25 protein-coding genes are annotated in these 23,791 nt (G+C 45.6%); 2 read left to right on the forward strand and 23 right to left on the reverse strand.

The genetic code is table 11. From position 1 onward, the window contains the following. Positions 1-7: 7 nt before the first annotated feature. The 12 genes from DW965_RS02665 to DW965_RS02715 all read right to left on the reverse strand — a co-directional run bounded on the left by DW965_RS02665 (position 8) and on the right by DW965_RS02715 (position 10,369). Positions 8-388, reverse strand: a complete 381-nt coding sequence (locus DW965_RS02665; RefSeq protein WP_119197986.1) for a hypothetical protein — start codon at positions 386-388, stop codon at positions 8-10. After that, positions 358-777: a hypothetical protein gene (locus DW965_RS02670; protein ID WP_119197987.1), complete on the reverse strand. Its 420-nt coding sequence runs from the start codon at positions 775-777 to the stop codon at positions 358-360. The genes DW965_RS02665 and DW965_RS02670 overlap by 31 nt, the downstream gene beginning before the upstream one ends. A 136-nt stretch (positions 778-913) precedes the next feature. After that, positions 914-1,498, reverse strand: coding sequence for an accessory gene regulator B family protein (locus tag DW965_RS02675; protein WP_119197988.1), 585 nt, complete (start codon positions 1,496-1,498; stop codon positions 914-916). 115 nt (positions 1,499-1,613) lie between these two features. Further along, complete coding sequence (locus DW965_RS02680; RefSeq protein ID WP_119197989.1) at positions 1,614-2,048, reverse strand: hypothetical protein; 435 nt, start codon at positions 2,046-2,048, stop codon at positions 1,614-1,616. 42 nt (positions 2,049-2,090) lie between these two features. Continuing rightward, a complete protein-coding gene (locus DW965_RS02685) occupies positions 2,091-3,293 on the reverse strand; it encodes a hypothetical protein (RefSeq protein ID WP_147398768.1) in 1,203 nt (400 codons plus the stop codon). A gap of 213 nt (positions 3,294-3,506) precedes the next feature. Beyond that, positions 3,507-4,541, reverse strand: coding sequence for a sensor histidine kinase (locus DW965_RS02690; RefSeq protein WP_158582787.1), 1,035 nt, complete (start codon positions 4,539-4,541; stop codon positions 3,507-3,509). Positions 4,542-4,564: 23 nt separating this feature from the next. Continuing rightward, on the reverse strand, positions 4,565-4,846 hold the full coding sequence (locus DW965_RS19035) for a hypothetical protein (RefSeq protein ID WP_119197992.1): 282 nt from the start codon (positions 4,844-4,846) through the stop codon (positions 4,565-4,567). After that, positions 4,843-5,559 (reverse strand): LytR/AlgR family response regulator transcription factor, encoded by a 717-nt coding sequence (locus DW965_RS02700; protein WP_119197993.1) that lies wholly within the window; start codon positions 5,557-5,559, stop codon positions 4,843-4,845. The genes DW965_RS19035 and DW965_RS02700 overlap by 4 nt, the downstream gene beginning before the upstream one ends. A 180-nt stretch (positions 5,560-5,739) precedes the next feature. Next, entirely contained in the window at positions 5,740-7,593 is a 1,854-nt protein-coding gene (locus DW965_RS02705) for an ABC transporter ATP-binding protein (protein ID WP_119197994.1), read from the reverse strand. Next, positions 7,586-9,676, reverse strand: a complete 2,091-nt coding sequence (locus DW965_RS02710) for an ABC transporter ATP-binding protein (protein ID WP_243036281.1) — start codon at positions 9,674-9,676, stop codon at positions 7,586-7,588. The genes DW965_RS02705 and DW965_RS02710 overlap by 8 nt, the downstream gene beginning before the upstream one ends. Beyond that, a complete protein-coding gene (locus DW965_RS19560) occupies positions 9,610-9,903 on the reverse strand; it encodes a hypothetical protein (RefSeq protein WP_243036283.1) in 294 nt (97 codons plus the stop codon). The genes DW965_RS02710 and DW965_RS19560 overlap by 67 nt, the downstream gene beginning before the upstream one ends. Then, entirely contained in the window at positions 9,896-10,369 is a 474-nt protein-coding gene (locus DW965_RS02715; protein ID WP_118719888.1) for a MarR family winged helix-turn-helix transcriptional regulator, read from the reverse strand. The genes DW965_RS19560 and DW965_RS02715 overlap by 8 nt, the downstream gene beginning before the upstream one ends. Positions 10,370-10,569: 200 nt before the next feature. Between DW965_RS02715 and DW965_RS02720 the strand changes: the two genes are divergently transcribed. After that, on the forward strand, positions 10,570-11,265 hold the full coding sequence (locus DW965_RS02720; RefSeq protein ID WP_117801872.1) for a hypothetical protein: 696 nt from the start codon (positions 10,570-10,572) through the stop codon (positions 11,263-11,265). A gap of 74 nt (positions 11,266-11,339) precedes the next feature. Here the strand turns inward: DW965_RS02720 and DW965_RS02725 are convergent, their stop codons facing one another. Then, positions 11,340-12,278 (reverse strand): AraC family transcriptional regulator, encoded by a 939-nt coding sequence (locus DW965_RS02725; protein WP_119197995.1) that lies wholly within the window; start codon positions 12,276-12,278, stop codon positions 11,340-11,342. 207 nt (positions 12,279-12,485) lie between these two features. Between DW965_RS02725 and DW965_RS02730 the strand changes: the two genes are divergently transcribed. After that, positions 12,486-13,670 (forward strand): MFS transporter, encoded by a 1,185-nt coding sequence (locus DW965_RS02730; RefSeq protein WP_117510084.1) that lies wholly within the window; start codon positions 12,486-12,488, stop codon positions 13,668-13,670. A 61-nt stretch (positions 13,671-13,731) separates the two neighbouring features. Here the strand turns inward: DW965_RS02730 and DW965_RS02735 are convergent, their stop codons facing one another. The 10 genes from DW965_RS02735 to DW965_RS02780 form a co-directional block, all read right to left on the reverse strand. Further along, entirely contained in the window at positions 13,732-15,093 is a 1,362-nt protein-coding gene (locus DW965_RS02735) for a serpin family protein (RefSeq protein ID WP_119197996.1), read from the reverse strand. Beyond that, positions 15,057-15,185 (reverse strand): hypothetical protein, encoded by a 129-nt coding sequence (locus DW965_RS20340; protein ID WP_256372842.1) that lies wholly within the window; start codon positions 15,183-15,185, stop codon positions 15,057-15,059. Before DW965_RS20340 ends, DW965_RS02735 begins: the two co-directional genes overlap by 37 nt. Further along, positions 15,182-15,742, reverse strand: coding sequence for an RNA polymerase sigma factor (locus DW965_RS02740; RefSeq protein WP_118595764.1), 561 nt, complete (start codon positions 15,740-15,742; stop codon positions 15,182-15,184). The genes DW965_RS20340 and DW965_RS02740 overlap by 4 nt, the downstream gene beginning before the upstream one ends. 123 nt (positions 15,743-15,865) lie before the next feature. Beyond that, on the reverse strand, positions 15,866-17,548 hold the full coding sequence (locus DW965_RS02745) for a phospho-sugar mutase (RefSeq protein ID WP_055218946.1): 1,683 nt from the start codon (positions 17,546-17,548) through the stop codon (positions 15,866-15,868). A 219-nt stretch (positions 17,549-17,767) separates the two neighbouring features. Continuing rightward, the gene (locus tag DW965_RS02750) at positions 17,768-18,436 is read right to left on the reverse strand and encodes an SGNH/GDSL hydrolase family protein (RefSeq protein WP_118595766.1); all 669 of its coding nucleotides are present in this window, start codon (positions 18,434-18,436) and stop codon (positions 17,768-17,770) included. A 177-nt stretch (positions 18,437-18,613) separates the two neighbouring features. Then, positions 18,614-19,645, reverse strand: coding sequence for a TRAP transporter substrate-binding protein (locus DW965_RS02760; RefSeq protein ID WP_243036285.1), 1,032 nt, complete (start codon positions 19,643-19,645; stop codon positions 18,614-18,616). 16 nt (positions 19,646-19,661) lie between these two features. Continuing rightward, a complete protein-coding gene (locus tag DW965_RS02765; RefSeq protein ID WP_118601316.1) occupies positions 19,662-20,951 on the reverse strand; it encodes a TRAP transporter large permease in 1,290 nt (429 codons plus the stop codon). Next, entirely contained in the window at positions 20,951-21,583 is a 633-nt protein-coding gene (locus DW965_RS02770; protein WP_117761874.1) for a TRAP transporter small permease, read from the reverse strand. Before DW965_RS02770 ends, DW965_RS02765 begins: the two co-directional genes overlap by 1 nt. A 104-nt stretch (positions 21,584-21,687) precedes the next feature. Then, a complete protein-coding gene (gene aroD / locus DW965_RS02775; protein ID WP_119197997.1) occupies positions 21,688-22,449 on the reverse strand; it encodes a type I 3-dehydroquinate dehydratase in 762 nt (253 codons plus the stop codon). A gap of 110 nt (positions 22,450-22,559) precedes the next feature. Next, on the reverse strand, positions 22,560-23,774 hold the full coding sequence (locus tag DW965_RS02780; protein WP_118750127.1) for an MFS transporter: 1,215 nt from the start codon (positions 23,772-23,774) through the stop codon (positions 22,560-22,562). Between the last annotated feature and the right edge of the window lie 17 nt (positions 23,775-23,791).

Consider the following 23,791-nt stretch of genomic DNA (forward strand, 5'->3'; position numbering starts at 1 on the left):
CCGTATTCTATCCATTCTGCGCCCTCCTCTTTACCACTCGCACGAAAATTACACCTTCCATTCCTGTCAGAATAAGGAAATAACCAGCTATCACAAAAAAATCCTTAAAATTCCGGATACTTCCCCCATGGAGCTGGTACCATCTCATCTGGCCCGGCAGCTGCAGCGCTTCTGCTACAAGCTGGCTTGCATAATAAAAAAGAGCCGGTGTGCTGACCAGCACGAACAGATTTTTTATTTTTCCCGATATCATAAGCGCAAAAACTGCCATAAATGCATACTTGACAGCCTCAACTCCAAATCTTGCGGCAAGGTAAAACGGCAGGACGAGTCCATTTCCATAGCTTAAACCGCCTGTTAATGTTTCAGCTCTTCTTTTTTTATCCACGGTATTTTTAATGCCAAAACGCCATAAACAACTGCCATTCCCAGAAAAATGCTGATCACAGAGCCGAAAAAGGCCACTACCAGATGCGACCAGCAATACGCTGTTCTCCCTATGCGTGTCTCAATGCATCTAAGATAGCCATTTCTGCTGTCTTCCCAATAGCTCAGCGCAAACGGCAGCACAGCCAGCACAGAAAACACTTCAAAAAATGCCCCCACACCATGGCTGCTGACAACCAGGTAATATACCGATGCATTCCACCGGCTCTGCATTGCTTCCTGACTGATGTTCAACACGGTAACCAGCATCGCACCTGCAATGGCAAAATAAAATTTTCCTGATAAAAACATTCTTTTAAAATCCATTTTTATCATTCGAAAAAAATTCATGAAAGATCACCTTCTTTCTGTTTTGATTTTCGAGATGGTTTTACTGGTTGGTACATTCCCTCCCTCGAAACTTCTCTGTGTCCTTTTGTACTCATTTTAAATGCGAGTTCTGCTATTTTTTTCAGAAATATATGTTTTATTTTCTTATCCATTTTCCAATATACATATATATCAAAACCCAAAATAAACAAATGCTATTCCAATGATAAACTTCAATTCTTTTGATCATACATACAATGTTAATTATTATCACAGTCACTGTTCTAACCAACGCATAATAATAATATTTTTCTTTATTCTCTTTTTCAATTGGATTATTTACATTTTCAATTGGAGCAAAAAAAACTACCGTAATCATCAAACTTATCATGACTACAATTTCAAAACTTTGCATTTGTTTCAGGTTTAAAATATATAGCAAGTTCCTTTCCATAAAGACACTAAAGCAAAATGTTAACAGGTATAAGCTTGTACATCCAATGTATGTTTTCGCATGATATCCACCCGCATATTTTCTTATCCATGCAAACAGAATATAATATAAAACAGCTTTATCTATCGCCTTCAAAAAATAAGCTACACCAAACAGCATTCCAGCTAAACAGATCGATGAAATTAGCATTTCCAATCCATATGCGCATTCTTCTTTCTGCTCTTTTTCAATAACAGCTTCTCTTTCTAAATACTCTGCCATCTTGCAGGCTATTTTTTGATATAGCATCTTACCCTCTTCGCCTTCTATAAAAGATGTGACCCTGCTTAGCCCAGAGACACATCTTCCGCAAAAACAATTTATTCTTTGAACAAATCATGGATTTCAAACAACTCTTATTTAATTACGGGCACCATCTGACACTCTGTCTTACGCTTCCCGAGATTTTTGTACCATCAATTTCTGCTCGTAATTTGTAATATTGTCCATATCTTGCATTTCCACTCGGATATGCTTGTATCTGTTTCTGATTCGATTTGAAGGTAAACAAATTTGAAACTACACTGTCATTTGCTGCCAGTCGTGTTCTGCAGTAAAATGTTCCTCCATTTGAAAATACCGTACTTGGCAGTCCTCCATTTGGAGCCGCCGCTAATGTTGTAACATATGCGTTATTGTCTCCATCATCAGGTTTTAACGCTGCAGCTGATGTTGTCACTTTTTGCCCATTCGCAGTAAAATAGAATGTACTATTTACATTTACGTCTGCTTTTGTTTTTCCTGCGGTAAAAAGAAGAAGTGCAGCTGTTAACGCCACTGTTTTAAACATTTTTCTCATAGTTCCTCCTGTTCCTGTTTTTATCCATGATTTGTATCAAACTCACCCTACAATCTCCCGTCCATCCAGTGCATTGATGTAAACATACTGTTCGATCTCATCTTCTATAAATCGAAACTGCCACGCAGGAATCATATCGCACATCCAATGCCCCGTTTCATTTCTTCCCGTTGTCATCGGGTAATAAATCAGTTTCATCTGATCCAGCGTAATCGGCTCAGCAATTGCCAAATCATACTTATTTCTCAGCGTTTCCAAGATAATATCTTTTTCCGCAAGAGATACCGGTTCCTTTTCCCGGATAGCATAGTGATTAACTGCTTGAAGATATTGAATCCCGCCCTCCGTTATAACAGCCTGTATTTTAGATGACGGAATATAAAGATCATCCTGCCGGTTAATTTCATTGCATAATACAGGAACCCCATTTAGATAGCTCTGAAAAAACAGCAGTAAACAGTCATCTGCTTTTGACCACTCATATTTCTGAATCTTCTGAGGCTTTAGCAATTCTCCATTCTCGATTGCCTGTTCCATTAATTCCTGCTGTTTTTCCATCTGTTTATACGAAAAACTGTATTTACTGGTCAATTCAACTTTTTCCCAGTCTCCAATCCATCTAACAAACTCTTTTCCTTCCTCTATCAGCTTTTCTTCGTCTTCCAATGAAATTTCCTGCTCATTGTCTCTGACCAAAATCCCTTCACCATAGGCTGATGTAATATATTCAACAGGTAAATTATAATAAACTTTTTTTCCTTCTTCCGTTTCCACTCCTAATATATTGCTGACAGACACCGTTCCATTTTGATTTTTTAATTGTTCGCCAAGTATTCCCTCATACGAATAACAAACATCTGGCTCTCCCATGTCTCCTTTTCTTGTTTCCAATCCACTTTCCGGAAGTTTCCCAAGTATTTTATTGAACACACTTTCTCCTTGAAATCCATCCACTTCTATCATACATTTTTCAAACTCGTTCCATTTTTTGTCCGGCATGTCAACAACCGCATCAATTTTTGCCTGGCTGCCAAGCTGAAAACGGATGTGTTCACCATTGCTTAATTCCTGATCATTTTCATGTGTCACATTTGTTTCCGTTTCATCATTGCTGATAGAAATATTCCGTTCTTCTCCATTTTCCTGTTTTTCTACTTGCTGCAAATTTTTTGACTCATTCCCCATATTCTGACAACCCGAAAGAAGCAGCAATATCGTCAGAACTCCCAACACTTTCTTTCCCATATATCCCCTCTTTTCAAAATTTCGTTCTTTCTCTTCTGTTACTCGAAGCATAACGAAAATTTTCTCCATCGTCAACGGATCTGGGATATCATGCTCTATCTGGGATAATCGGTACAGATAGCAAGAAATAAGACTTTGTTCTTTGAAATCCGCATTCTTTTTGCTTCCTTCATACAAACAAAGTCTTTTTTATTGCGTTCTATGAGGTAGTTATCAAAAGGTCTTTTGACACTGATATCCTTTTATCGGAAATACTGCCTCTGCGCAAAACAAATCTCCTGTCTCATAATACTTTAACGCACCACCTACCTTTTCCATCGTCCGTTTTACACTTTTATGCCCAATCCCGTGGCTGCTTGTATCTTTCTTCGTCGTATTTAAACTTGAATTTTCATTTAAAACAGATTTCTCTATTTTGTTTTGAATCTCCAACCGAAGATATCCCATTTTTTCCTCTACAAAAATTATAATTTCTTTCTTCTCTGTAACTTTCCGCTCTGCTTCAATCGCATTATCCATGAGATTTCCAAACACAGTGCAAAACTCCAAATCATCAATTCCTTCTATTTTGCTCAGAATCGTACATTTCACATCTACTTTTTCACTTCTCGCAAAAGTAATTTTTGTATTAATCATAGAATCCACATAACTGTTTCCTGTCTGAATTAGTGTCTGCACATCTTCAATTTTCTGATTAATTTTTTTCCATACCTTTACCATTTCCGACTGCGGCATGGTCTCCATTGCCTCTTGCAGAGGTAAAAGATAATTTTTCAAATCATGTTTAAATTCTCGTAATTCCTCATTACTTCTCTTAATAATTTCCATACTTTCCTTTGAATATTTCTCTTTTTCTTTCATCAGTTCATATTCTAGCTTTGTCTGATTATCTTTGCTCATTTGCTGTACTACAAAGTACATAATCAAGCACATCAGCCAGATACAGGACACGCACAGCAGCATTAATTTTTGTTCCTGCATCTGGATTCCCGGAAAATCTCTGGACAAGGTAATCAATGTTTTTCCCGCAACGGTTGAAAATACAAGACTGCATCCTATAACAATCCACTGCCAGTTCACCAGATTTTTCCTTTCAAAAAGAAGGCCGTTTAAAATTTTGCCTACAAAAAAATATAAGATTTTCGTCAAAAGAACAGTAGCAATTCTCGCGATATCCTGTTGTTGAATAAAAGATGCTACACTCTCTTGTAGAAGTAAACTGCATCCAAAAAGAACTGCTGTATTCACAAACGTCGTTAATTCCCTCGCAACTACTGCAGCAATGATTTTTCGAAGATACTGCCCCGCGTACTCACTGCCAGATATCCAAACAGCCAGAGCAATGTAAGCCATAATTCCCATCGATCATAAATCGCCGGATACTTTTCCAGCGCCGGAAAAATCATTCCGACCAGCACCGCGAACAACCATAAAAATTTCCCCCGTTTTCCTTTCGGCCGCTGCTGCATGAAATCCATACAAAATCCCAGCAGAAGCATATTTTCCAAAACGGAAATCGTAAGTTCAAAAACCTTCCAAAATGTTGCACTCATTCCATCACCACTCCCATAATTTTCATTCGAACCTGATTCAGATAATTTCTGCTGACAGGAATGCTTTTCCCGTTCAATAGCAGAAGTTCTTTTTCGCGCAACCGATATACATAGTTCATGTTAACCAAATATCCTTTATGTGTCCTTACAAATTTATGCGCTTCTAGTTTTTTCTCCACTTCTGACATTTTCATTCTTACACGAATCGCCTCATCCCTCGTATCTTTTTCCCGATAAAAAAGCAGATAGTTCTTCTCGCTCTCCACAAACCAGATATCACGCAATGCAAGTTTTACACTCTGACGCCCTGTCTGCAGTTCTATTTGGGGAACTTTCTTTCCTGCCTTTTTCTGCAGTTCCAGCAACTGCGGCTCCAGTTCCTCATCCAGATGTGCCTTGCGGATAAAAAAGAATGGATGATACACCAATGACTGAAACACCAGATCATCCTTATTCGATACAAACACAATACAACATTCCCTGTTCCACTTTTTCAGATACGATGCAACCTCAAATCCATTCACTTCCGGCATATCAATATCAATAAAAAAAACAGAAATCTCATCAAGATTTTTGATTCCTTCCAGCATCTCCTTCGCGGACGTATAGCTCTCCATTTCCACCGCGATCCCATGCTCCTGGCACAGACCGCAGATTCTGATTTCCAGTTTATCTAAAAATGCTTTATCATCATCACATAAAATTAAATTCATTATTTTCCCCCATACTCTTCTTATCGAAGATTCTACTTCTCATCAGCATACCAAATTTTTTCTTTTCTCTCAAGCAATCTGGGACAACCCGCAGTATCTGGGATAAACCACAAACTGAAAACAGCACCTGCATCGTTTGGCTGATGCAGGTGCTGAAATGTATGGATTCTTTTTTCTGTGTTACGCAACGACATCCTCAAACTGCGAATTGTAAAGATTTGCATAGAACCCGTTTGCCGCGAGCAGTTCTTCGTGATTTCCCTGCTCGATGATATCTCCGTCCTTCATGACAAGAATCAGATCCGCATCGCGAATCGTAGACAGCCGATGGGCAATGACAAAGCTTGTTCTGCCCTTCATGAGGTTATCCATTGCTTTCTGGATCTCGATCTCTGTTCTGGTATCAACGGATGAGGTCGCCTCGTCGAGAATCAGGATCTTATTGTCTGCAAGAATTGCTCTTGCAATCGTCAGAAGCTGTTTCTGTCCCTGGGATACATTGCTTGCATCCTCATTCAGCTCCATCTGGTAGCCGCCCGGCAGGGTCTGAATGAAATGGTGTGCTCTTGCAGCCTTCGCCGCTGCAATAACTTCCTCATCCGTGGCATCGAGCCGGCCGTAGCGGATATTTTCCATGATACTGCCTTTGAACAGCCACGTATCCTGCAGCACCATACCAAAGGCATCGCGAAGCTCTCTGCGGTTGAAATCCCTGATATTGTGGTCATCCAGAAGAATGGCTCCGCTGTTTACATCATAATAGCGCATCAGCAGCTTAACCATTGTCGTTTTTCCTGCTCCGGTCGGGCCGACAATGGCAATTTTCTGACCCGGTTTTACCTTCGCACAGAAATCATGAATGATGATCTGATCCGGATTGTATCCGAACTGTACATGATCAAAGGTTACCGCTCCTGTTACCATCCCAATATCAGCCGGATTTTCCGTAGTCTGATCCTCTTCCTCTTCGTTCAGGAATTCAAAGACACGCTCGGATGCCGCCGACATCGACTGTACCATGTTGATCACCTGCGCAATCTGCTGAATTGGCTGGGTAAAGTTTTTTACATACTGGATGAATGCCTGGATGTCACCGATTGTAACCACATTTCGGATCGCCAGCAGACCTCCGGTCAGTGCCACACAGGCGTAGCCCAAATTCCCGACAAACATCATAATCGGCTGCATCATACCGGATAAAAACTGCGATTTCCATGCGGAATCATAGAGAATGCTGTTGGTTTTCTCGAACTCCTCAATGGTATCCTTTTCACGGTTAAATGCCTTAATTACAAGATGACCGCCGTAAACCTCCTCCACCTGTCCATTGATGTGACCCAGATATTCCTGCTGGTCACGGAAGAATTTCTGGGATTTCTTCGTCACCAGTCCGATCAGCCCCATAGAAATTGGCAGGATCACAAGTGCGATCAGCGTCATCAGCGGGGAGATACTCAGCATCATGATCAGAACACCGACCAGCGTTGCCACGGATGTGATGATTGTGGTAATGCTCTGGTTCAGTCCCTGACCCAGTGTGTCGACATCGTTGGTAATGCGTGAGAGCACTTCGCCATAGGTGCGGCTTTCAAAATATTTCATCGGCATGCGGTTGATTTTCTCCGAAATTTCCTTCCGGAGCCGATAGCATACCTTCTGGGTAACGCCGGTCATGATCCAGCCCTGGATGAAGCTGAACAGGGCGCTCATCAGATACAGACCAAGGGTAAACAGCAGAATTTTTCCGATTTTTGTAAAGTCAATGCTGCCTGTCCCTCTGATTTTCTCCATCAGCCCCTCGGACAATGCCGTTGTTGCTTTTCCGAGAATCTTCGGTCCCGCAACGTTGAAAACGGTCGAGCATGCGGCACAGAGCATAACGACAAAAATCGCAATTTTATACTTTCCAATGTACTGTGCAAGCTGTTTGATCGATTTTTTCAGGTTCTTCGGCTTCTCGCCCGGCTGCATGCCGCGGCCCATGCCTCCCATCGGTCCTCTTTTGCGCGGCTGCTGATTTCTCTTGTCACTCATGGTCAGCCACCTCACTTTCTATTCCAAGCTCCTTTGCCGAAAGCTGGGATTTTGCAATCTCCTGATAAACCTTACAGTTCTTCAGCAGTTCTTCATGTGTACCTTTTCCGACTACCTTTCCATCATCAAGCACCAGAATCTGCTCCGCATGGAGAATTGTACTGATTCGCTGTGCCACGATGATCACGGTGCTGTCTTTAACATTCTCCGCCAGTGCTTTTCGAAGCGCCGCATCCGTTTTCAGATCAAGTGCAGAAAAGCTGTCATCGAAAATAAAGATTTTCGGATCCTTGGCAATCGCACGTGCAATCGCCAGACGCTGTTTCTGTCCGCCGGACACATTCGTTCCGCCCTGGGAAATCGCGGTCTCATATTTATCGTCTTTTGCTTCAATAAACTCTGTTGCCTGCGCAATCGCAGCTGCTTTTTCGATCTCGGCATCGGTTGCATTTTCTTTTCCGAAGCGCAGGTTCGATGCGATCGTTCCCGAGAACAGCACACCTTTCTGCGGTACAAAGCCAATCTCGTCTCGCAGCTCCTTCATGGTAATGTTTCGGATATCTTTCCCATCCAGGGTAATCTCTCCGCCCGTCACATCGTAAAGACGCGGAATCAGGTTTACCAGCGTTGATTTTCCACAGCCGGTACTTCCGATAATTGCCGTTGTCTTTCCCGGCTCTGCCACGAAATCAATATCATGCAATACATCCTCTTCCGCTCCCGGATACCGGAAATTGACATGGCAAAAGCGGACAACACCATTGTGTACGTCTAATTTTTCCGGCGTTTTAGCATCCTGAATCGAAAGCTCTGTCCGGATAACCTCATCGATACGACCTGCAGCAACCGCAGCACGCGGCAGCATGATAGACATCATCGTCAGCATCAGGAAGGACATAACAATCATCATGGCATACGTAATGAACGCTGTCATTGCGCCGACCTGCATCGTACCCTCATCGATTCTGTGTGCACCAAACCAGACAATTCCTACGGTCAGTACATTCATAATCATCATCATGCCGGGCATCATAAAGGTCATGACACGGTTGGTAAACAGTGTCGTACCGGTCAGCTCCCGGTTTGCCGTATCAAAACGCTCCTCTTCTTTATCCTCTCTTCCGAATGCACGGATAACGGAAAGTCCGGTCAGGATCTCACGGGAAACCAGGTTGATGTTATCGACCAGCTTCTGCATCTTTTTGAATTTCGGCATTGTAATAGATACAAGCAGCATGACATAGCTGATAATCACAATAATTGCCAGTACAATAATCCAGCCCATGCCGGCCCCTGTTTTTACCACCTTGACCACACCGCCAATACCAAGAATCGGCGCATACGCAATCATGCGCAGCAGCAGCACCGATACCATCTGGATCTGCTGGATATCATTTGTACTTCTCGTAATCAGGGATGCTGTGGAAAATTGATCCATTTCCGCATTGGAAAATCCGACAACCTTTTTGAATACCTGATCTCTCAGATCGCGACCGATTCCGGCAGCAACACGGGAGGCAAACAGTCCGACAAAAACCGTTACCACACCCATCAGAAGTGCCATGCCGACCATCTTAAGACCCGCCGTCAGAAGATACGACTTCTGAATCCGGTCGATATCAAGTCCCGCCGCTTTATCTGCGGAAACCGCATAGGCAATTCCCATCGATTTTACCAGCGAGCTTCCCATCGTGTCGAGCGTTTTTTCCATGCCATCGCGCATCGAAAGCACGTCATCTTTCTCCATTTGTCCACTCTCGAGCATGGATGCAAAAATCGGACGGACATCTACACAGGTCACTTCTGCCTTGTTTCCATCCTCATCTTCCTTTTCCTGCCGGAAGCTCTTCAGCTCCACATGCATCATCTCGCCGATCTGCTCTATCGTCATGTTTTCAAACACGGAAGCATCCTGACTGGTCTGCTGCGCCATGAGCTGTTTGAAGGCAGTTTCCTCCATCGCACCCATCTGGTAATTCATAAGGAGTGCAACGGTCAGCGTTTCATCCGCTGTATCTAGTTCTTTTTCGGAAGCTTTGTTCCGTTCGTAATAGCCGTCCTTTTTCGTATAAAGGCTTTCCACAAGTCTGCCTCATCATCCGTCATGATGAACTTTGCTGTCTGAAATTCTTCCTCTGTGATCCTTTTTGGCGTAACGTGCTCAACACCGCTGTTCTGAATGCCCACATCGATGATATCAGATGTGTACGACGGGAGCGACAGGTCGCACCACGCCTGGACAAACAAAAGCATAAGAATCACAAGAATCGATTTCCAGTACGGGAGCATATTCTTGAAAATCTTACTCATTTTTTCCCCTTTCTGTCTTTCTCGTACATCGTTTTCGGGTTTCAATTTCTTTTTCTGCAATCTCATAGATACGATCCAGATAAGCAACCAGCTGATCTACATCCTCTTCCTTTAACTGTGACATCACAGAGCAGCCAAAATCCTGCATTCTGTCCCGTACCTCTTCCCCCTTTTTCCAGCCCTTCTCTGTCAGACTGATATACGTATTTCTGCGGTCTTTTTTGTCAACGCTCCGCTCTACATATCCTTTTTCTTCCAGTCCGCGCAGTGTGCGCGACACAGCCGGCGGAAGCGTTTTGGTCTTTGCTGCCAGCTCTGAGCTTGTAATTTTTCCGTTTTCTCCCATTTGCAAAATCGCACCCATAACGGAAAATTCGGAACTGCTGAGTCCCGGAATCAGGTCTGATACGTTCAGTTTTTTAAACTGGTGCACCGCACGAAACAGTTTTTCAAATGCATCTTTCATATTATCCCCCTCCTTTTTGCGCAAATACTTAACAGTGTTATTTATTTACGCATGTTAAATAATAACACCGGCAAATTTCCATGTCAAGAAATTTGCGGTGTTTATGTTTTTTTTAGAATTTACGCTACTCAAATAGAATTTGACAAACGCTGCCATTTTGTTTAGATTAGAAGCAAATACGAAAGGACATCTTCATTCCCATGCCAGGTTTTATTTTACATCTCACCGCAGCCCAAATGCTGTTAAAGCACCTCCCGTCCCACCCGGATTTTCCATATCCGATTTCATCGGTAAATGATTTTCTAATCGGAAATCTTCTGCCGGATGCGACGCAGCAGAAAGAATCCTCCCATTTCCGCGATCCGCTTTACCGCGAAAAAATGATGGTATTCCCGGATCTTACACGGTTTACAGCGAAATACCGTTCACTTCTGCCAGATTCGAGCGCACTGGGATATTATTTTCATCTTTATATTGACCGGAAATTTTTTAAAGATTTCATTCCTCAGATTGTGGAATTTTATAATGCGGATGGGGAAATTACAGATATGAGAGATGAGATTGCAACGGTTTATATCAAAAAATCGCGGACATCCATTCCTTTTTCCAGATATCTCACGGAGGAGTATTATTACGGGGACTATACACGAATGAATACATATCTTGTCAACCGCTATTGCATCCCGCTCGATCTCAATCCTAACGTCACGAACCCTGGAATCACAGAAATTCCGTATGAGAACGTCCAACAGGTACTTGACCTCCTCCATCACTTCCTCTCCGTCCCGCCGGAAGCCGCGCAGGATCTGAAGGTCTTTCCGCTTGAAGAGCTGCTTGCGGCACTGGAGCAATATGTAGAAGAGTTTTTGGCTGTGCCGAATAAGTATATTCCATAATTTTCCATTTAAAAAGGAGCAGAACCCACACCGGATTCCGCTCCTTTTTCAGAATGTAATTTTTCCGTTTTCTCTTACACTACCTCTTGAACGATCCCTTCTCTGTCATCCGTATCCATTTGTTTTTTTCTTCGATATTCCGTCGGTGTCCTCCCATAATATTTCTTAAATGTTTTGCAAAAATAATCCATATTTTCAAATCCCGTCTCGCCGGAAATTACAGTTATCTTTTTCTCCGTCGTGGCCAGAAGCTTTGCAGCCTCCTGCAGACGATACTTCACCAGATAATGCACCGGCGTATCGTGAAGATATCTTCGGAACAGATTCAATGCCGTACTTTTGCTCACCATAGCCTGCCCGGCGATATCCTCCAATGTAAGATTATGTCGGAAATTTTGATGAATATATTGCATCATCAGCTGTGTTCTTCCCTGTGAGGATGCCGTATTTTCTCTTTTTTTCTGCAGCACTTCCGAATCCATGTGCAAATAAAGCAAGTGCCACAATTCCTGCGTCAGAAATAAAGTAACCAGTTCCCGGTCTTTGTCTGATTCCTGCGCTTTGAGAATTTTCTGCATGAGCTCCAGTGCTTCTGCCTGCCATTTTATTTCCCTGCAAAAGACAATGCAGTCCACCTTACACGCCTGTATCGGTGCAATGTATTTTTTGTAAATCAGGCTGTCTGCCGGAGCGAGAAATGTCGGTTTCAAAACGAAATTTGGCACAATCGCATGGCCTTCAGAAAAATAGCGATGCAAAATCTTTGAGTTAATAAAAATGCCCGTTCCCTGTCCCAGTGAAAACTGCTTTTCGCCAACCCAGAAGGTTGCTGTTCCCTCCTGTACAAAAACAAACTCAAACTCCACATGCCAGTGCCATTCTACACAATGAAAATCAAACAACGCAAGATCGTCGTAATACAATTGAAACGGATACTCACTGTTTCCATGCTGTATCGTTTCCATCATGCTTTCATCCGTTTGGATCTTGTTATAAAATGTATTAAATTCCATCTTTCCCCGCCTCCGTTTTTCAGGCATGCCCCTCTCTATTTTACGATATTATACAATAAACAGACGATATATTCCAGTGAAAGCGACGCCATTTTACGTTATTATACAAAAAGAATCGTTGTCGCTCCATGGAACACGGTGAACGGCAACGAAACGAACACTACGGCCGCAGCAGTTCTGCCATTTTTAAAAACGGAGTATATCACTATGAAAAAGAACTACCACAAAACCTTAATTGCCTGTTATCTTGGATTTATCACGCAGGCAATTTCTGCAAATTTTGCACCTTTACTATTTCTTACCTTTCACAGAACTTACCATATTTCTCTTGGAAAAATTGCGTTTATCTCGACAGTATTCTTTTTCACACAACTTCTTGTCGATTTGTTCTGTGCCAGATATGTCGATAAAATCGGTTATCGCAGGTGTGTCGTTGCTTCTGAAATTCTTTCCGCCTGCGGCCTGATTGGACTTGCCTTTCTGCCCAATATTCTGCCAAATGCCTATGCAGGAATTTTGCTCAGTGCCATGATCTATGCCGCCGGAAGCGGACTGATTGAGGTTCTTGTCAGCCCAATCGTAGAAGCTTGTCCGTTTGACAATAAGGACAGCGTTATGAGTCTGCTTCACTCCTTTTACTGCTGGGGGTCTGTAGGCGTCATCTTACTCTCCACTGCTTTTCTGGCAGTTTTTGGTATGGAACGCTGGCCGATCCTCGCATGTATCTGGGCTGTACTTCCACTGTACAATACGTTTAATTTCCTTTCCTGCCCGATTGAATCACTCACCGGAAGCGAAGAAGGACTTACCATTCGTCAGCTGTGCCGTCTTCCCATTTTCTGGATTTCCCTTGTTCTTATGGTCTGCGCCGGAGCAAGCGAGATTTCGATGGCGCAATGGGCTTCCGCTTATGCCGAGTCTGCATTAGGTCTCTCAAAAAGCATTGGAGACATTGCAGGACCGTGCCTGTTTGCTGTGATGATGGGCATCAGCAGGACCTTCTATGGTAAATACGGGGAAAAAATTGACTTAACAAAATTTATGATCGCATCCGGTACACTTTGCCTGATCTGTTATCTGGCTGCAGCTCTCGCACCATATCCTCTTTTAAATCTTATAGGCTGCGTTGTGTGTGGTTTCTCCGTAGGAATTATGTGGCCGGGAACCATCAGTATTTCATCCTCTAAAATTCCACTCGGCGGAACTGCACTGTTTGCACTTCTCGCCATGGCCGGAGATATGGGCGGTTCCATTGGCCCATTTGTTATTGGATTTGTCACACAAAACACCGGCGACGATCTGAAGGCAGGTATGCTGGCCGGCTGCATTTTCCCTGCTGTACTGATTTTGTCTGTTTTTCTGCTCCGACAAAGGAACGCAGAGCAAAAATAAGCACCGAAGAGATACTGTAACGTGTCTCAGACACAGGAGCCGGACAGTCCGACTCCTTTTTTCATGTCTCTGCAATATTTCTCACAACTCCCGAAAACAGAATCGATCCGTCCTGCCCCGTGACAAGAAACAGGAATGGACGATCCAGTACGAAGTCGATTTCGTCGTCCGGTATTTCTGCTGCGGTTTCTGAAACGCCGAGTTCTGTATACGCTGCTCCGGTTACTCCGTTTTCGTCGATTTCAAGCATGGCGGCGTGGTCTGCTTTGCTCAGGTATAAATTCTCTTTGTCCCCTGTTAATGGGCTGAAATCTGCCAGATCCGCATCCAGTGCATCCGTTACACCCAGTGCGCGCACCGTTTCGATCAGGTCTGTTTTCTCCGATACTTTAAATTTAGGAACAGACAGGTTCACCATAGGGGAATACCAGTTATCACTGCTTTCATCCCGCCGTATAACCTTCATCAGATCCGGATCCGATACCAGTTCATTGACATCGGTATTTTCATCCGGAAGCAGGAAATACATGGAGCCGCTGTCCTGAAGGCTAAGGCTGACTGCACGGAAATGTTCGCCCTGGTAGACATCCATCCATTCCGTTTTCTTCATCATGTCCACAGTGGTATCTCCCGCAGCTCCGTGGAAGGTTTCCTTCTCTGTATTTACTTCCCAGAAATTCTCCCGCCACATCGCCTTATAATAGATGGTTGATACCAGTTCAAATACCGTTTCCGGGGCGATCGCCATATTTTCGGTGTATTCTTTTAAAAGCCCTCCGGTATTATCATCCGTCCAGGTCCGCAGGGCCTGATTCATCTCTTCCGATCCGGGAGTCCCACGGAAGGTTGATGCATAATACTGTTCCGCCAGCCGCTGCAGCGTTGTGTCATTGTATGTTTCCTCACCATCCAGCCACAGCGAATTTGCCAGCACACTTTTCAGCGCGGGCGTGTCTGCATAATTGCTTTCCCAGAGTGAAGAAACATTTTCCCGTAAGGTCTCCATGTCCTGCGCACCAAGCATGTCTAGAATCTGCTGCCGCGTATTCCCGTCTGAAGTTTCTGCCAGCATCGCAAACGCAATATACAGATTGATCGGCGAGCAGACGGTATTTTCATCCTCTGAAACCAGCATTTGTTTCATCAGATTCTGATAATATGCATCCATTTCCGACTGCAGTTCTGCTGATTTTGCTGTCAACTCCCGGTACGAATCCCACCAGTCCCAGTGTGCATCGCTTTCCATGAATTTCTGTGCATCCATTGTCCGCTCCACAGATGCCGGATAAGCCGCCAGAACCGTCGTTACCCCCGACGGATAACGGACTGCAGAACCCTCCCGACCGTTTCTCCATGTCGCAACCCCCAGCACAGCTCCGCCGATGATCACCGCGCAGGCTGCGACGGCCGTCCATTTTTCCATACGCCTCTCCGCGGGTGGCGATCACTCCGTGCTTTTTCCACCATACCAGGCTCCAGATTTCCCAGCACTTCAAATAATTCTTCTTTCTTCATACTTCGAACCCCCTTTCCGTCAAGTGTGTATGCAGTTTCCCGCGGATCCGGTTCAGCGTAACTGAAACATAGTTTTCGCTTCTGCCCAGACGCCCCGCGATTTCGCCGATACTGTCCACATACCAGTACCGCAGGACAAACATGCATCGTTTCTCCTCCGGCAGCTTCTGCAGAAACTGATTGATCTCCGCGATCAGTTCTTTCATCTCCCACTGCCGCTCAATATCATCTTTCCCCGAAACACATTCTTCCAGCTCGTCCAATACTGCATCCATCTGACTTCCTCCGCGTTTTTTGCGATGCATTTTTCGATACAGATCAAACGAAAGATTTCTCGTTATTTTTCCAAGAAATGTGGATAACAGAGACGGCCGGTGCGGCGGCATAGCGTTCCACGCGTGAAGCCAGGTGTCGTTGACACATTCTTCTGCATCCGCCGGATTCTGCAGAATATTCTGTGCAATGGACGTACAGTATGTACCATATTTCATCGCAGACTCGCTGATCGCTGTTTCGTTCCTGTCCCAGTACATTTGGACAATATGAGTATCCTCCATATGGAAATCCCCCCTTTCATCTATCATCACGCCATTTTGCAGAAAATCTTACACTTTTCAAAAGAAATTTCGGTTCAAAAAAGGGCGTGACCAAAGCCACGCCCTTCCATTCTTTTATTTTCTTTATGCCAGAATCGGTTTCAAAGCCTCTGCGAGTTTTTCTTTCTCTGCTTCTGCCTCTGCCAGATCCTTACCAAGTGTTGTGTAGTATACTTTGATTTTCGGCTCTGTTCCGGACGGGCGGACGATGACGGTTTCACCGTTTGCCAGTTTGTAGATCAGAACGTTTGCGGATGGGAGTCCTGTTTCTTCCGGTTTCTCGTAATCGGTTACTTTGACAACAGCGGAACCTGCGATCTCGGTCAGCGGCTCTTTTCGAAGGCCATCCATAATACCGGCCATCTTGTCCATTCCGCTAAGTCCCGGGAACTCGAAGCTGTCTACTTTGTTCAGGTAACGGCCATACTCGGCATAGATCTCTTCCAGTCTCTGTTTCAGGGAGCTTCCGATGCTTCTGTAATAAGCTGCCATCTCGCAGATCAGCATAGAACCAATGACTGCGTCTTTATCTCTTACGTACGGACCAGCCAGGTATCCATAGCTCTCCTCGAATCCGAAGATGAAGCGGTCTACTTCGCCGTCTGCTTCCAGGTTTGCAATCTGATCGCCGATCCATTTGAATCCGGTCAGAACGCTGCGAAGCTCAACACCATAATGCTCAGCAACAGCATCTGCCAGCGGTGTGGATACGATGGATTTTACAGCAACCGGTTTCTCCGGCATGGTGCCTTTCTCGATGCGGCCTGCGCAGATGTAGTCGAGAAGCAGAACGCCGACTTCGTTTCCGGTTACCAGCTCATAGCTTCCATCCGGGCATTTCATCGCGATACCAACACGGTCTGCATCCGGGTCGGTAGCCAGCATCAGGTCTGCGCCGGTCTCTTTTGCAAGATCCAGGCCTTTTTCCAGTGCTGCAAAGATTTCCGGATTCGGATAGCTGCAGGTGGTGAAGTATCCGTTCGGATACTCCTGCTCCGGAACGATGGTGATATCGGTAATTCCGATGTCTTTTAATACACGGGTAACCGGTACAAGACCAGATCCATTCAGCGGGCTGTAAACGAGTTTCAGTCCAGCGGTCTTGCAAAGACCTGGACGAACCTGACGGGATTCGATGGCTTCGTACAGTGCATTCTTGCAGTCATCGCCGACGAAACGGATCAGTCCCTCTTCTACTCCCTGTGCAAACGGCATATATTTTACGCCGGTCAGGATATCGGTTTTCTGAATCTCTGCGTATACGATTGCAGCAGCATCGTCAGTCATCTGGCATCCGTCCGGGCCGTAGGCTTTGTAGCCGTTATATTTTGCCGGGTTGTGGGATGCAGTTACCATGATACCTGCATTGCAGTTATAGTAACGGGTTGCAAAGGAAAGTGCCGGTACCGGCATCAGTGCATCGTAAATTCTGACTTTGATTCCGTTTGCAGCCAGAACGCCTGCTGCTGTTTTTGCGAAAACATCGCTCTTGATACGGCTGTCATAGCTGATGGCTACGGTCTGGTTTCCGCCCTGTGTTTTTACCCAGTTTGCAAGGCCCTGTGTTGCCTGACGCACTACATAGATATTCATACGGTTTGTTCCTGCGCCAAGTACACCACGAAGTCCTGCGGTTCCGAATTTCAGAGATACAGCAAAACGGTCCTTGATCTCCTCATCGTTTCCTTCAATCCGTGCCAGCTCCGGGTTCAGATCTGCGTCTTCCAGATCAGCTGCCAGCCATCTCTTATACTCTTCCAGATACATGTGTTTATCTCTCCTGTTCTCTTTTATTTTATGTCCTGCTATGTAATGTCCATCCTAATGCAAGCATAAGTACACTATAGTCATAATATACCATAGCCAGCCCAAAACAGCAATTAAATTTGGTCATTTAAGCAGAATTTTACCGTTCTTTTTCTCTTTTTTTCGACTGTGTCGGCTGTTTTCAGACAGAACAGGAGCAAAACGGATTCTCCGGCCTTCTTATTCCTCTCCCGGTCTGTGATGATAATCAAATCCACATTTTTCCAGAAATGCCCGAGCGATTACCGTCGCACCGATCTGGTTCGGATGAATTCTGTCCCAGGCGATGTAGGAAGAATGGCGGTACTGGAAATAATCATTGAATACAGCCTGCAGGTCGATGAAGCGGCAGCCGTATTTTTCAGCCAGCTCACTGCAGATGGCCCCGTAGGTGTCCATGCGTTTTCTCATCCAGTCCTCTCCATTTGGCTCCATGTAGTATGGGGTCATAAGGAAAATACCTTTTACGTTGTCTTTTACGGAAAGAATCATCTTCTCGACGTTGGAACGGTACTCCTCCGGGGATACCTGCTCGTCCGGGATAGCCGGGCTGTCGAACTGTCTCCAGACGTCGTTGATGCCGATGCAGATAGATACCCAGTCCGGTTTTAAGGATACAACATCGCGGTCGAAGCGCTGCAGCAGGTCGCGGCTTGTGTTTCCGCTGATACCGGAGTTTGTCACGCGGATATATATCTCCGGGTAGAATGCTGCGAGCATGTTCTCGACAATTCGAACGTAGCTCTTTCCGACATTTTCAAATAAACCTTCCCCCACCGGCTGTGCGCTCTCCATATCCGTTACGGAATCTCCTGCAAATACAATCCGGTCCATGTGTTCAAAAATCATTTCTGTACCTCCTCTGGTCCTAATTTTTTAAATCTTCTGAGCCCCATTATAGTCTTGCCGTTTCGACTGTGCAAGGCAATCTTTGCGAATCCCCCCCCACTTGGCGGACGCAAAAATTCCCGGCGGCAAAGCGTCGTTTTTTGTGCCTTGCTGTCGGGAATTTCATCTTTCTTTTTCTTACTCAATGCCATCCATATAAGCATTGTAAATCGCCGGATCAATATTCTCCTCAATCGACTTATACACACTCTTCGATGCCTCTCGGATCTCCGCTCTTGTCTGGTCATCGAGTGTCAGAATCTTCGTTCCGCTCTCCTCGATCGTCGCGATCTTGTCGGCGATACGGGCATCGGACTGCTCTCTTGCGTACTCGGTCGCAATCTTTGCGGCCTCTGTCATGATCTCCTGCTCGTCCTCCGGCAGAGCTTTGAAGAAATCGTCGTTGACAATCAGGGAAATCAGATGCGGCAGATGGTTCGTTTCCACTACGTAATCCTGCTGCTCATACAGGTTATTCGAAACGATGACCTCATACGGGTTCTCCTGCGCATCAATCGTGTGCTGCTGCAGGCCGATGTAAACCTCACTGAAGCTCATCGGCGTCGGGTTGGCACCGATGGCTTTCCAGAATGCCAGATGGTAGCTGTTCTCCATGGTACGGATCTTCTGGCCCTTGAAATCCGAAAAGCTGTAAACCGGCTTATTCGTACTCATGACACGAAATCCCTGATCCGCCATACCGAGCAGGTGATAGCCGCCCTCTGTATAAACATTGCTGATCAGCTCGTAAAACTCCGGATTATCAATCTTCTCACGGCATTCATCGAGAGAATCAAACACACACGGCAGATCAAACACGGCAAGATCCCCCATAAAGGAAACCTGCGGTGCCGTATTCTGTACGACAAACGGAATATCACCATCGGCACACGTTTCAAGCAGATCGCGGTCGCCGCCGAGCGTTGAGTTTGCGTAAACCTGAATTTTCATCCTTCCATCGCTCAGCTCTGAAATCTCTTCCGCAAACTTCTCGGCGAAAATCTGTGTTACCGTATCCTCCGGGCTCGCCGTTGCCAGCGGCCAGGAATAGCGCTGTGTCGTCTCTTCCCCGGAAGAGCCGCAGCCGGCAAGCGATGCGCCAAGTGCAACGACAGTAGCAAGTACCGTCGCTGTTCGGAAAAGTTTTTTCTTTTTTGTCATCTTTTTCATTGTCCTTCGCTCCTCCCTATAAAATTCCAATCGAAATTGCCGGAATAAACGTAATCAGCAGCAGTGCCACGAGAAAGAAACCGATCATCGGCATAGCCTTCTTTGCGATCTGCATGACCGGAACCTCGGTCAGGGAGCTTGCCACGAACAGGTTGACGCCGATCGGCGGTGTTACGAAACCAATCGCAAGGTTGACAACCATGATGACACCAAACTGAATCGGATTCATGCCGATTGCCTGTACGATCGGCAGAAGGATCGGAGTCAGAATCAGGATTGCCGGTGTGGTATCCATCACCATTCCGACAATCAGCAGGAATACATTGATGATCAGAAGGATCGCAACCGGGCTGTGGAAGTTGTTCAGGATAAACTCGCTGACCGTCTGCGGTACCTGCATCAGCGTCAGCACACGGGAAAATGCCGTCGATGCCGCCAGAATAAACAGGATCGGGGTGAAGGTACGAATCGCCTCAACCAGAATGGACCAGATGTCGCGGATGCGGATACTCCTGTACACAAAAAGGCTGATGATCAGTGCATAGAATACGGAGATAACAGCCGCCTCAGTCGGGGAAGCGACACCGCTGTAGATACAGCCAAGGATGATCACCGGACTGAGCAGTGCAAAAAAGCTCTCTTTTAAAACGCGAAGCAGGCCTTTGTCATGCAGCACTTTGACTTCTGCATGGATCTTCTCTTTGTCCTCCCCATACCGTTTGCAGTGATAAACGGCATAAACCATCAGCAGCAGACCGATCATCAGACCCGGTACAATTCCGGCAAGGAACAGGTCACTGACCGAAGCGCCGGAAGCCATACCGTACATGATGAACGGAATACTCGGGGGAATGATAACGCCAAGGCCGCCGGCAACTGCCACAATCGCTGTGGAGAATGTCAGATCATAACCAAGGGTAGTCAGAATCGGGATTGTCATGCTTCCGACAGCGGCAACGGTCGCCGGAGCGGAACCGGAAATCGCACCGTAAAAAAGGCAGGTGACGATAACCGCGCACGGCATACCTGCGGTGAATTTTCCGAGAAAATAGGCAAAGACATCAAACAGTTTTTTGGAGATGCCTCCCTTAGCCATGATGATACCGGAGAGGACGAACATCGGAACTGCCAGTAGAGGGAAGGAATCGAGTCCTCCGAACATGGCACGGATCAGATATTTGGCTCCTACCGTAAAAGACGGGTCAAACACCGACGGAAGCACAGATGTGATTCCAAGGGTAATCGATACCGGAACAGCGATGACCAGCAATGCAACAAAAATCAGAAATAATACTACGACTGGCATTAGCGTTCCTCCTCATTCGAATTTTTAATCGTATGGATGCGGTTGTCGATACCCGCGTTCAGGGCATTTTCTGTGGTGTTATCTGCTCCGGCATTTGCCTCGATGAAGGATTCCGGCGTATTTCGCTCCGGATGGGCCGGGTCGAAAACGTTCTCACCGCGTGCCACACGGAACTCGATCATCCACCGTTGCAGAACGCGGAATGCAACCAGCACAAAGGAGACAAGCGGTGCTGCCTGGATAAAATACATCGGGATTTTGCAGGCCGGGGAAAGCTGGCCGCTTTTAACTGACGACATCATATAAGAAAAAGCAAACGGAATCATATAGATGAAAAAAATCAGTTCAAATGTATGATTCACAATTTTGAAAACAGCTTTTCCTCTCCGCGGGAAAATCGCAACAAACTGCTCGATCTTGATGGAAAGGCATTTCTTGCTGCAGTAGCTGACGCTTAAAAAACCGCACCAGATAAAAATATATCTGGTCAGCTCTTCCGACCACGACAGCGACATGCCAAGGACGTAGCGGCAGAAAACCTGAATTCCCATGATCAGCGTCATGGCGATCAAACCGATCACAAGAAGAAATTCTTCCAAGTTTTCATCCAGCCAGTGAAATACTCTCTTCATAAAAGGCATACCTCCGTTAAATTTATAACAGAACAATAATACAAAAGGGACATCGGCATCAACAGCAAAGCTAAAAATACCGGTGTCCCCCAAAGAAAAAACGGTTACATGGCTTTGTGAAGCAGATCCAGAACGGTGCTCAGATCATTCACACCCATCTGACCCGGTGCGGATGCTTTCTTCGCCGCGCCGAAGGTCATGGAAGAACCAAACACCTCACCGCAGAGACGGCTGATTACACCGGTGCCTGCCATAGACATGGTGATGATCGGTCTGTCCGCATAATTGGTGGTCATTTCCTCTGTTGCTGCAAGCAGGGTCAGAACGTCTTTCTTATTCTGCGGCATAACAGCGATCTTCGGAATATCTGCGTTCATATCCTGCATCTTGCGCAGTCTGTAGATGATATCTGCTTTTGCAGGAGTCTTGAAGAAATCATGATTGGAAGCGATAACCTTTACGCCTGCTGCGTGTGCACCGTCGATGATCTTCTTTACAATGTCATCTCCGGTAAAGATCTCAACATCCACCAGATCCACATATCCGGTCTGTGCTGCTTTGATGTTCAGCTCCGCATAGGCTGTCGGCTCAATCGCTTTTTCACCGCCCTCTTTGGAGGTACGGAATGTCATCAGAAGCGGAATATTGCCGAGTGCTTCGCGGAGGTCTTTTAACACGTCCTCTACCTGTGCAAAGTCGAATACACCCTCGAACCAGTCTACACGCCATTCTACAACGTCAACCGGAATCGAATGGAAAGTTTTTGCTTCTTCGATGATATCGTTTTTGGTAACGCCTACGATCGGAACGATGATCTTCGGTGCACCGGCACCGATTTCAATATCACGAACTTTTACTGTATTCATGTGTTTTTCCTTCTTTCTTCAATATTAACCCTGACTTTTCTTTTGCAGGCTTTTCTTTTTCACGCCCGGATTCCCTGGTACTTCGTACTCCCGCAATCCTTAACCTCATTTTAGTTGTCCTGCTGTGCAAGTTCAACCATTTTTTTATAGCGAATGTTTACAAACAGTCCAAGCGCAACACCAACTGCGGTCAGAACGATGTTCATGGTCATAACGCCGGACGGCTGCATTTTAGATGCTGCGGTCAGGATGGTGTAGTTGCAAAGAGAAGATGCAATCATAACCAATGCGGTTACGGTTCCTTTGATTTTCGGGAACAGCATATTGCAAACGGAAGTTGCGATCTGAAGCAGTCCGCCTGCGCCTGCCCATCCGATAATGAAAGCACCGGCAATCATCAGCGGTTTGCTCTGTCCCATCAGGACAGCAATCATAGTTCCAAGGCAAATGGCCGGGTAAACAACGATGAAACGAACATCTTTGATTTTTCTGGTCAGGAACGCTGTTACGATCAGTGCCAGCATGGTTCCTGCAGAATAATAGGTCTGCATGATGGACGGATCAGCCCAGCCTACATTCTCTTTTGCAAAGTTCTGTGCACAGTTCAGCCACAGCTGGAAGGTACCGGTGCAGGTGAATCCGATCAGGATCATGGCGATGGATTCGAAGGAGAAATGTGTATGTTTCAGACTGTCGATCAGGCCCTCTTTTTTGCCGGATGCTTTCTGGTCAGCGTCTGGCAGCGGGAACAGGAATACCAGTACAAAAAGTACGATATAAGCGATTCCGCATCCGTAGAATAACGGATTGTAGGAGGTAAGGCCTGCTGCTGTAGAAGTAACAGCTACACCAAGAACAAATGGAAGCAGCATCTGAGCAATTGCGATGAAGAATTTGATTCCCATGGTAGCAACGCCAGGAGCTTTGTAAATAATCTCGGATACTGCCGGGTAAATACCGGTATCCAGGAAGGAGTTTGCGATACCGCCGATGATGGCGCATACGTAAGCGATGGTGTAACCGCCGTGTGTTCCTGCATTAAATGCAAGAGCAAGGCCGATCAGGTAAATTGCATAGGAAGCACTTCCGATTGCAGTGGAAATGCGGCGTCCGAGTTTGTCGGACAGAGGACCTGCAAATGGCAGTGCGATCAGACGGCCAAGACCGAGTGCTGCAGAAATCGCAGTAATTGCCATTGCTTCCACTCCCCATGCTGCTGCCAGAGCCTCTTTGATGACTGCCTGGCCAAGAATGGAGCATCCAACACCGTGGATAAAGTAGTTCAAGTACAAAATTAATGCACTTGGCAGGTATTTCTTGTTCATGGTTTCTCTCCTTTTTA

This window comes from Blautia sp. AM47-4 (assembly GCF_003479865.1).
Classification (GTDB): Bacteria; Bacillota; Clostridia; order Lachnospirales; family Lachnospiraceae; genus Fusicatenibacter; species Fusicatenibacter saccharivorans.

Bases quoted from the DNA above. Each gene is read 5' to 3' on its own strand.
- DW965_RS02670 (WP_119197987.1), bottom strand. From the start codon at position 777: ATGAATTTTTTTCGAATGATAAAAATGGATTTTAAAAGAATGTTTTTA.
- DW965_RS02675 (WP_119197988.1), bottom strand. From the start codon at position 1,498: ATGCTATATCAAAAAATAGCCTGCAAGATGGCAGAGTATTTAGAAAGA.
- DW965_RS02680 (WP_119197989.1), bottom strand. From the start codon at position 2,048: ATGAGAAAAATGTTTAAAACAGTGGCGTTAACAGCTGCACTTCTTCTT.
- DW965_RS02685 (WP_147398768.1), bottom strand. From the start codon at position 3,293: ATGGGAAAGAAAGTGTTGGGAGTTCTGACGATATTGCTGCTTCTTTCG.
- DW965_RS19035 (WP_119197992.1), bottom strand. From the start codon at position 4,846: ATGAGTGCAACATTTTGGAAGGTTTTTGAACTTACGATTTCCGTTTTG.
- DW965_RS02700 (WP_119197993.1), bottom strand. From the start codon at position 5,559: ATGAATTTAATTTTATGTGATGATGATAAAGCATTTTTAGATAAACTG.
- DW965_RS02705 (WP_119197994.1), bottom strand. From the start codon at position 7,593: ATGAGTGACAAGAGAAATCAGCAGCCGCGCAAAAGAGGACCGATGGGA.
- DW965_RS19560 (WP_243036283.1), bottom strand. From the start codon at position 9,903: ATGAGTAAGATTTTCAAGAATATGCTCCCGTACTGGAAATCGATTCTT.
- DW965_RS02715 (WP_118719888.1), bottom strand. From the start codon at position 10,369: ATGAAAGATGCATTTGAAAAACTGTTTCGTGCGGTGCACCAGTTTAAA.
- DW965_RS02720 (WP_117801872.1), top strand. From the start codon at position 10,570: ATGCCAGGTTTTATTTTACATCTCACCGCAGCCCAAATGCTGTTAAAG.
- DW965_RS02725 (WP_119197995.1), bottom strand. From the start codon at position 12,278: ATGGAATTTAATACATTTTATAACAAGATCCAAACGGATGAAAGCATG.
- DW965_RS02730 (WP_117510084.1), top strand. From the start codon at position 12,486: ATGAAAAAGAACTACCACAAAACCTTAATTGCCTGTTATCTTGGATTT.
- DW965_RS02735 (WP_119197996.1), bottom strand. From the start codon at position 15,093: ATGGAAAAATGGACGGCCGTCGCAGCCTGCGCGGTGATCATCGGCGGA.
- DW965_RS20340 (WP_256372842.1), bottom strand. From the start codon at position 15,185: ATGAAGAAAGAAGAATTATTTGAAGTGCTGGGAAATCTGGAGCCTGGT.
- DW965_RS02740 (WP_118595764.1), bottom strand. From the start codon at position 15,742: ATGGAGGATACTCATATTGTCCAAATGTACTGGGACAGGAACGAAACA.
- DW965_RS02745 (WP_055218946.1), bottom strand. From the start codon at position 17,548: ATGTATCTGGAAGAGTATAAGAGATGGCTGGCAGCTGATCTGGAAGAC.
- DW965_RS02750 (WP_118595766.1), bottom strand. From the start codon at position 18,436: ATGATTTTTGAACACATGGACCGGATTGTATTTGCAGGAGATTCCGTA.
- DW965_RS02760 (WP_243036285.1), bottom strand. From the start codon at position 19,645: ATGAAAAAGATGACAAAAAAGAAAAAACTTTTCCGAACAGCGACGGTA.
- DW965_RS02765 (WP_118601316.1), bottom strand. From the start codon at position 20,951: ATGCCAGTCGTAGTATTATTTCTGATTTTTGTTGCATTGCTGGTCATC.
- DW965_RS02770 (WP_117761874.1), bottom strand. From the start codon at position 21,583: ATGAAGAGAGTATTTCACTGGCTGGATGAAAACTTGGAAGAATTTCTT.
- aroD (WP_119197997.1), bottom strand. From the start codon at position 22,449: ATGAATACAGTAAAAGTTCGTGATATTGAAATCGGTGCCGGTGCACCG.
- DW965_RS02780 (WP_118750127.1), bottom strand. From the start codon at position 23,774: ATGAACAAGAAATACCTGCCAAGTGCATTAATTTTGTACTTGAACTAC.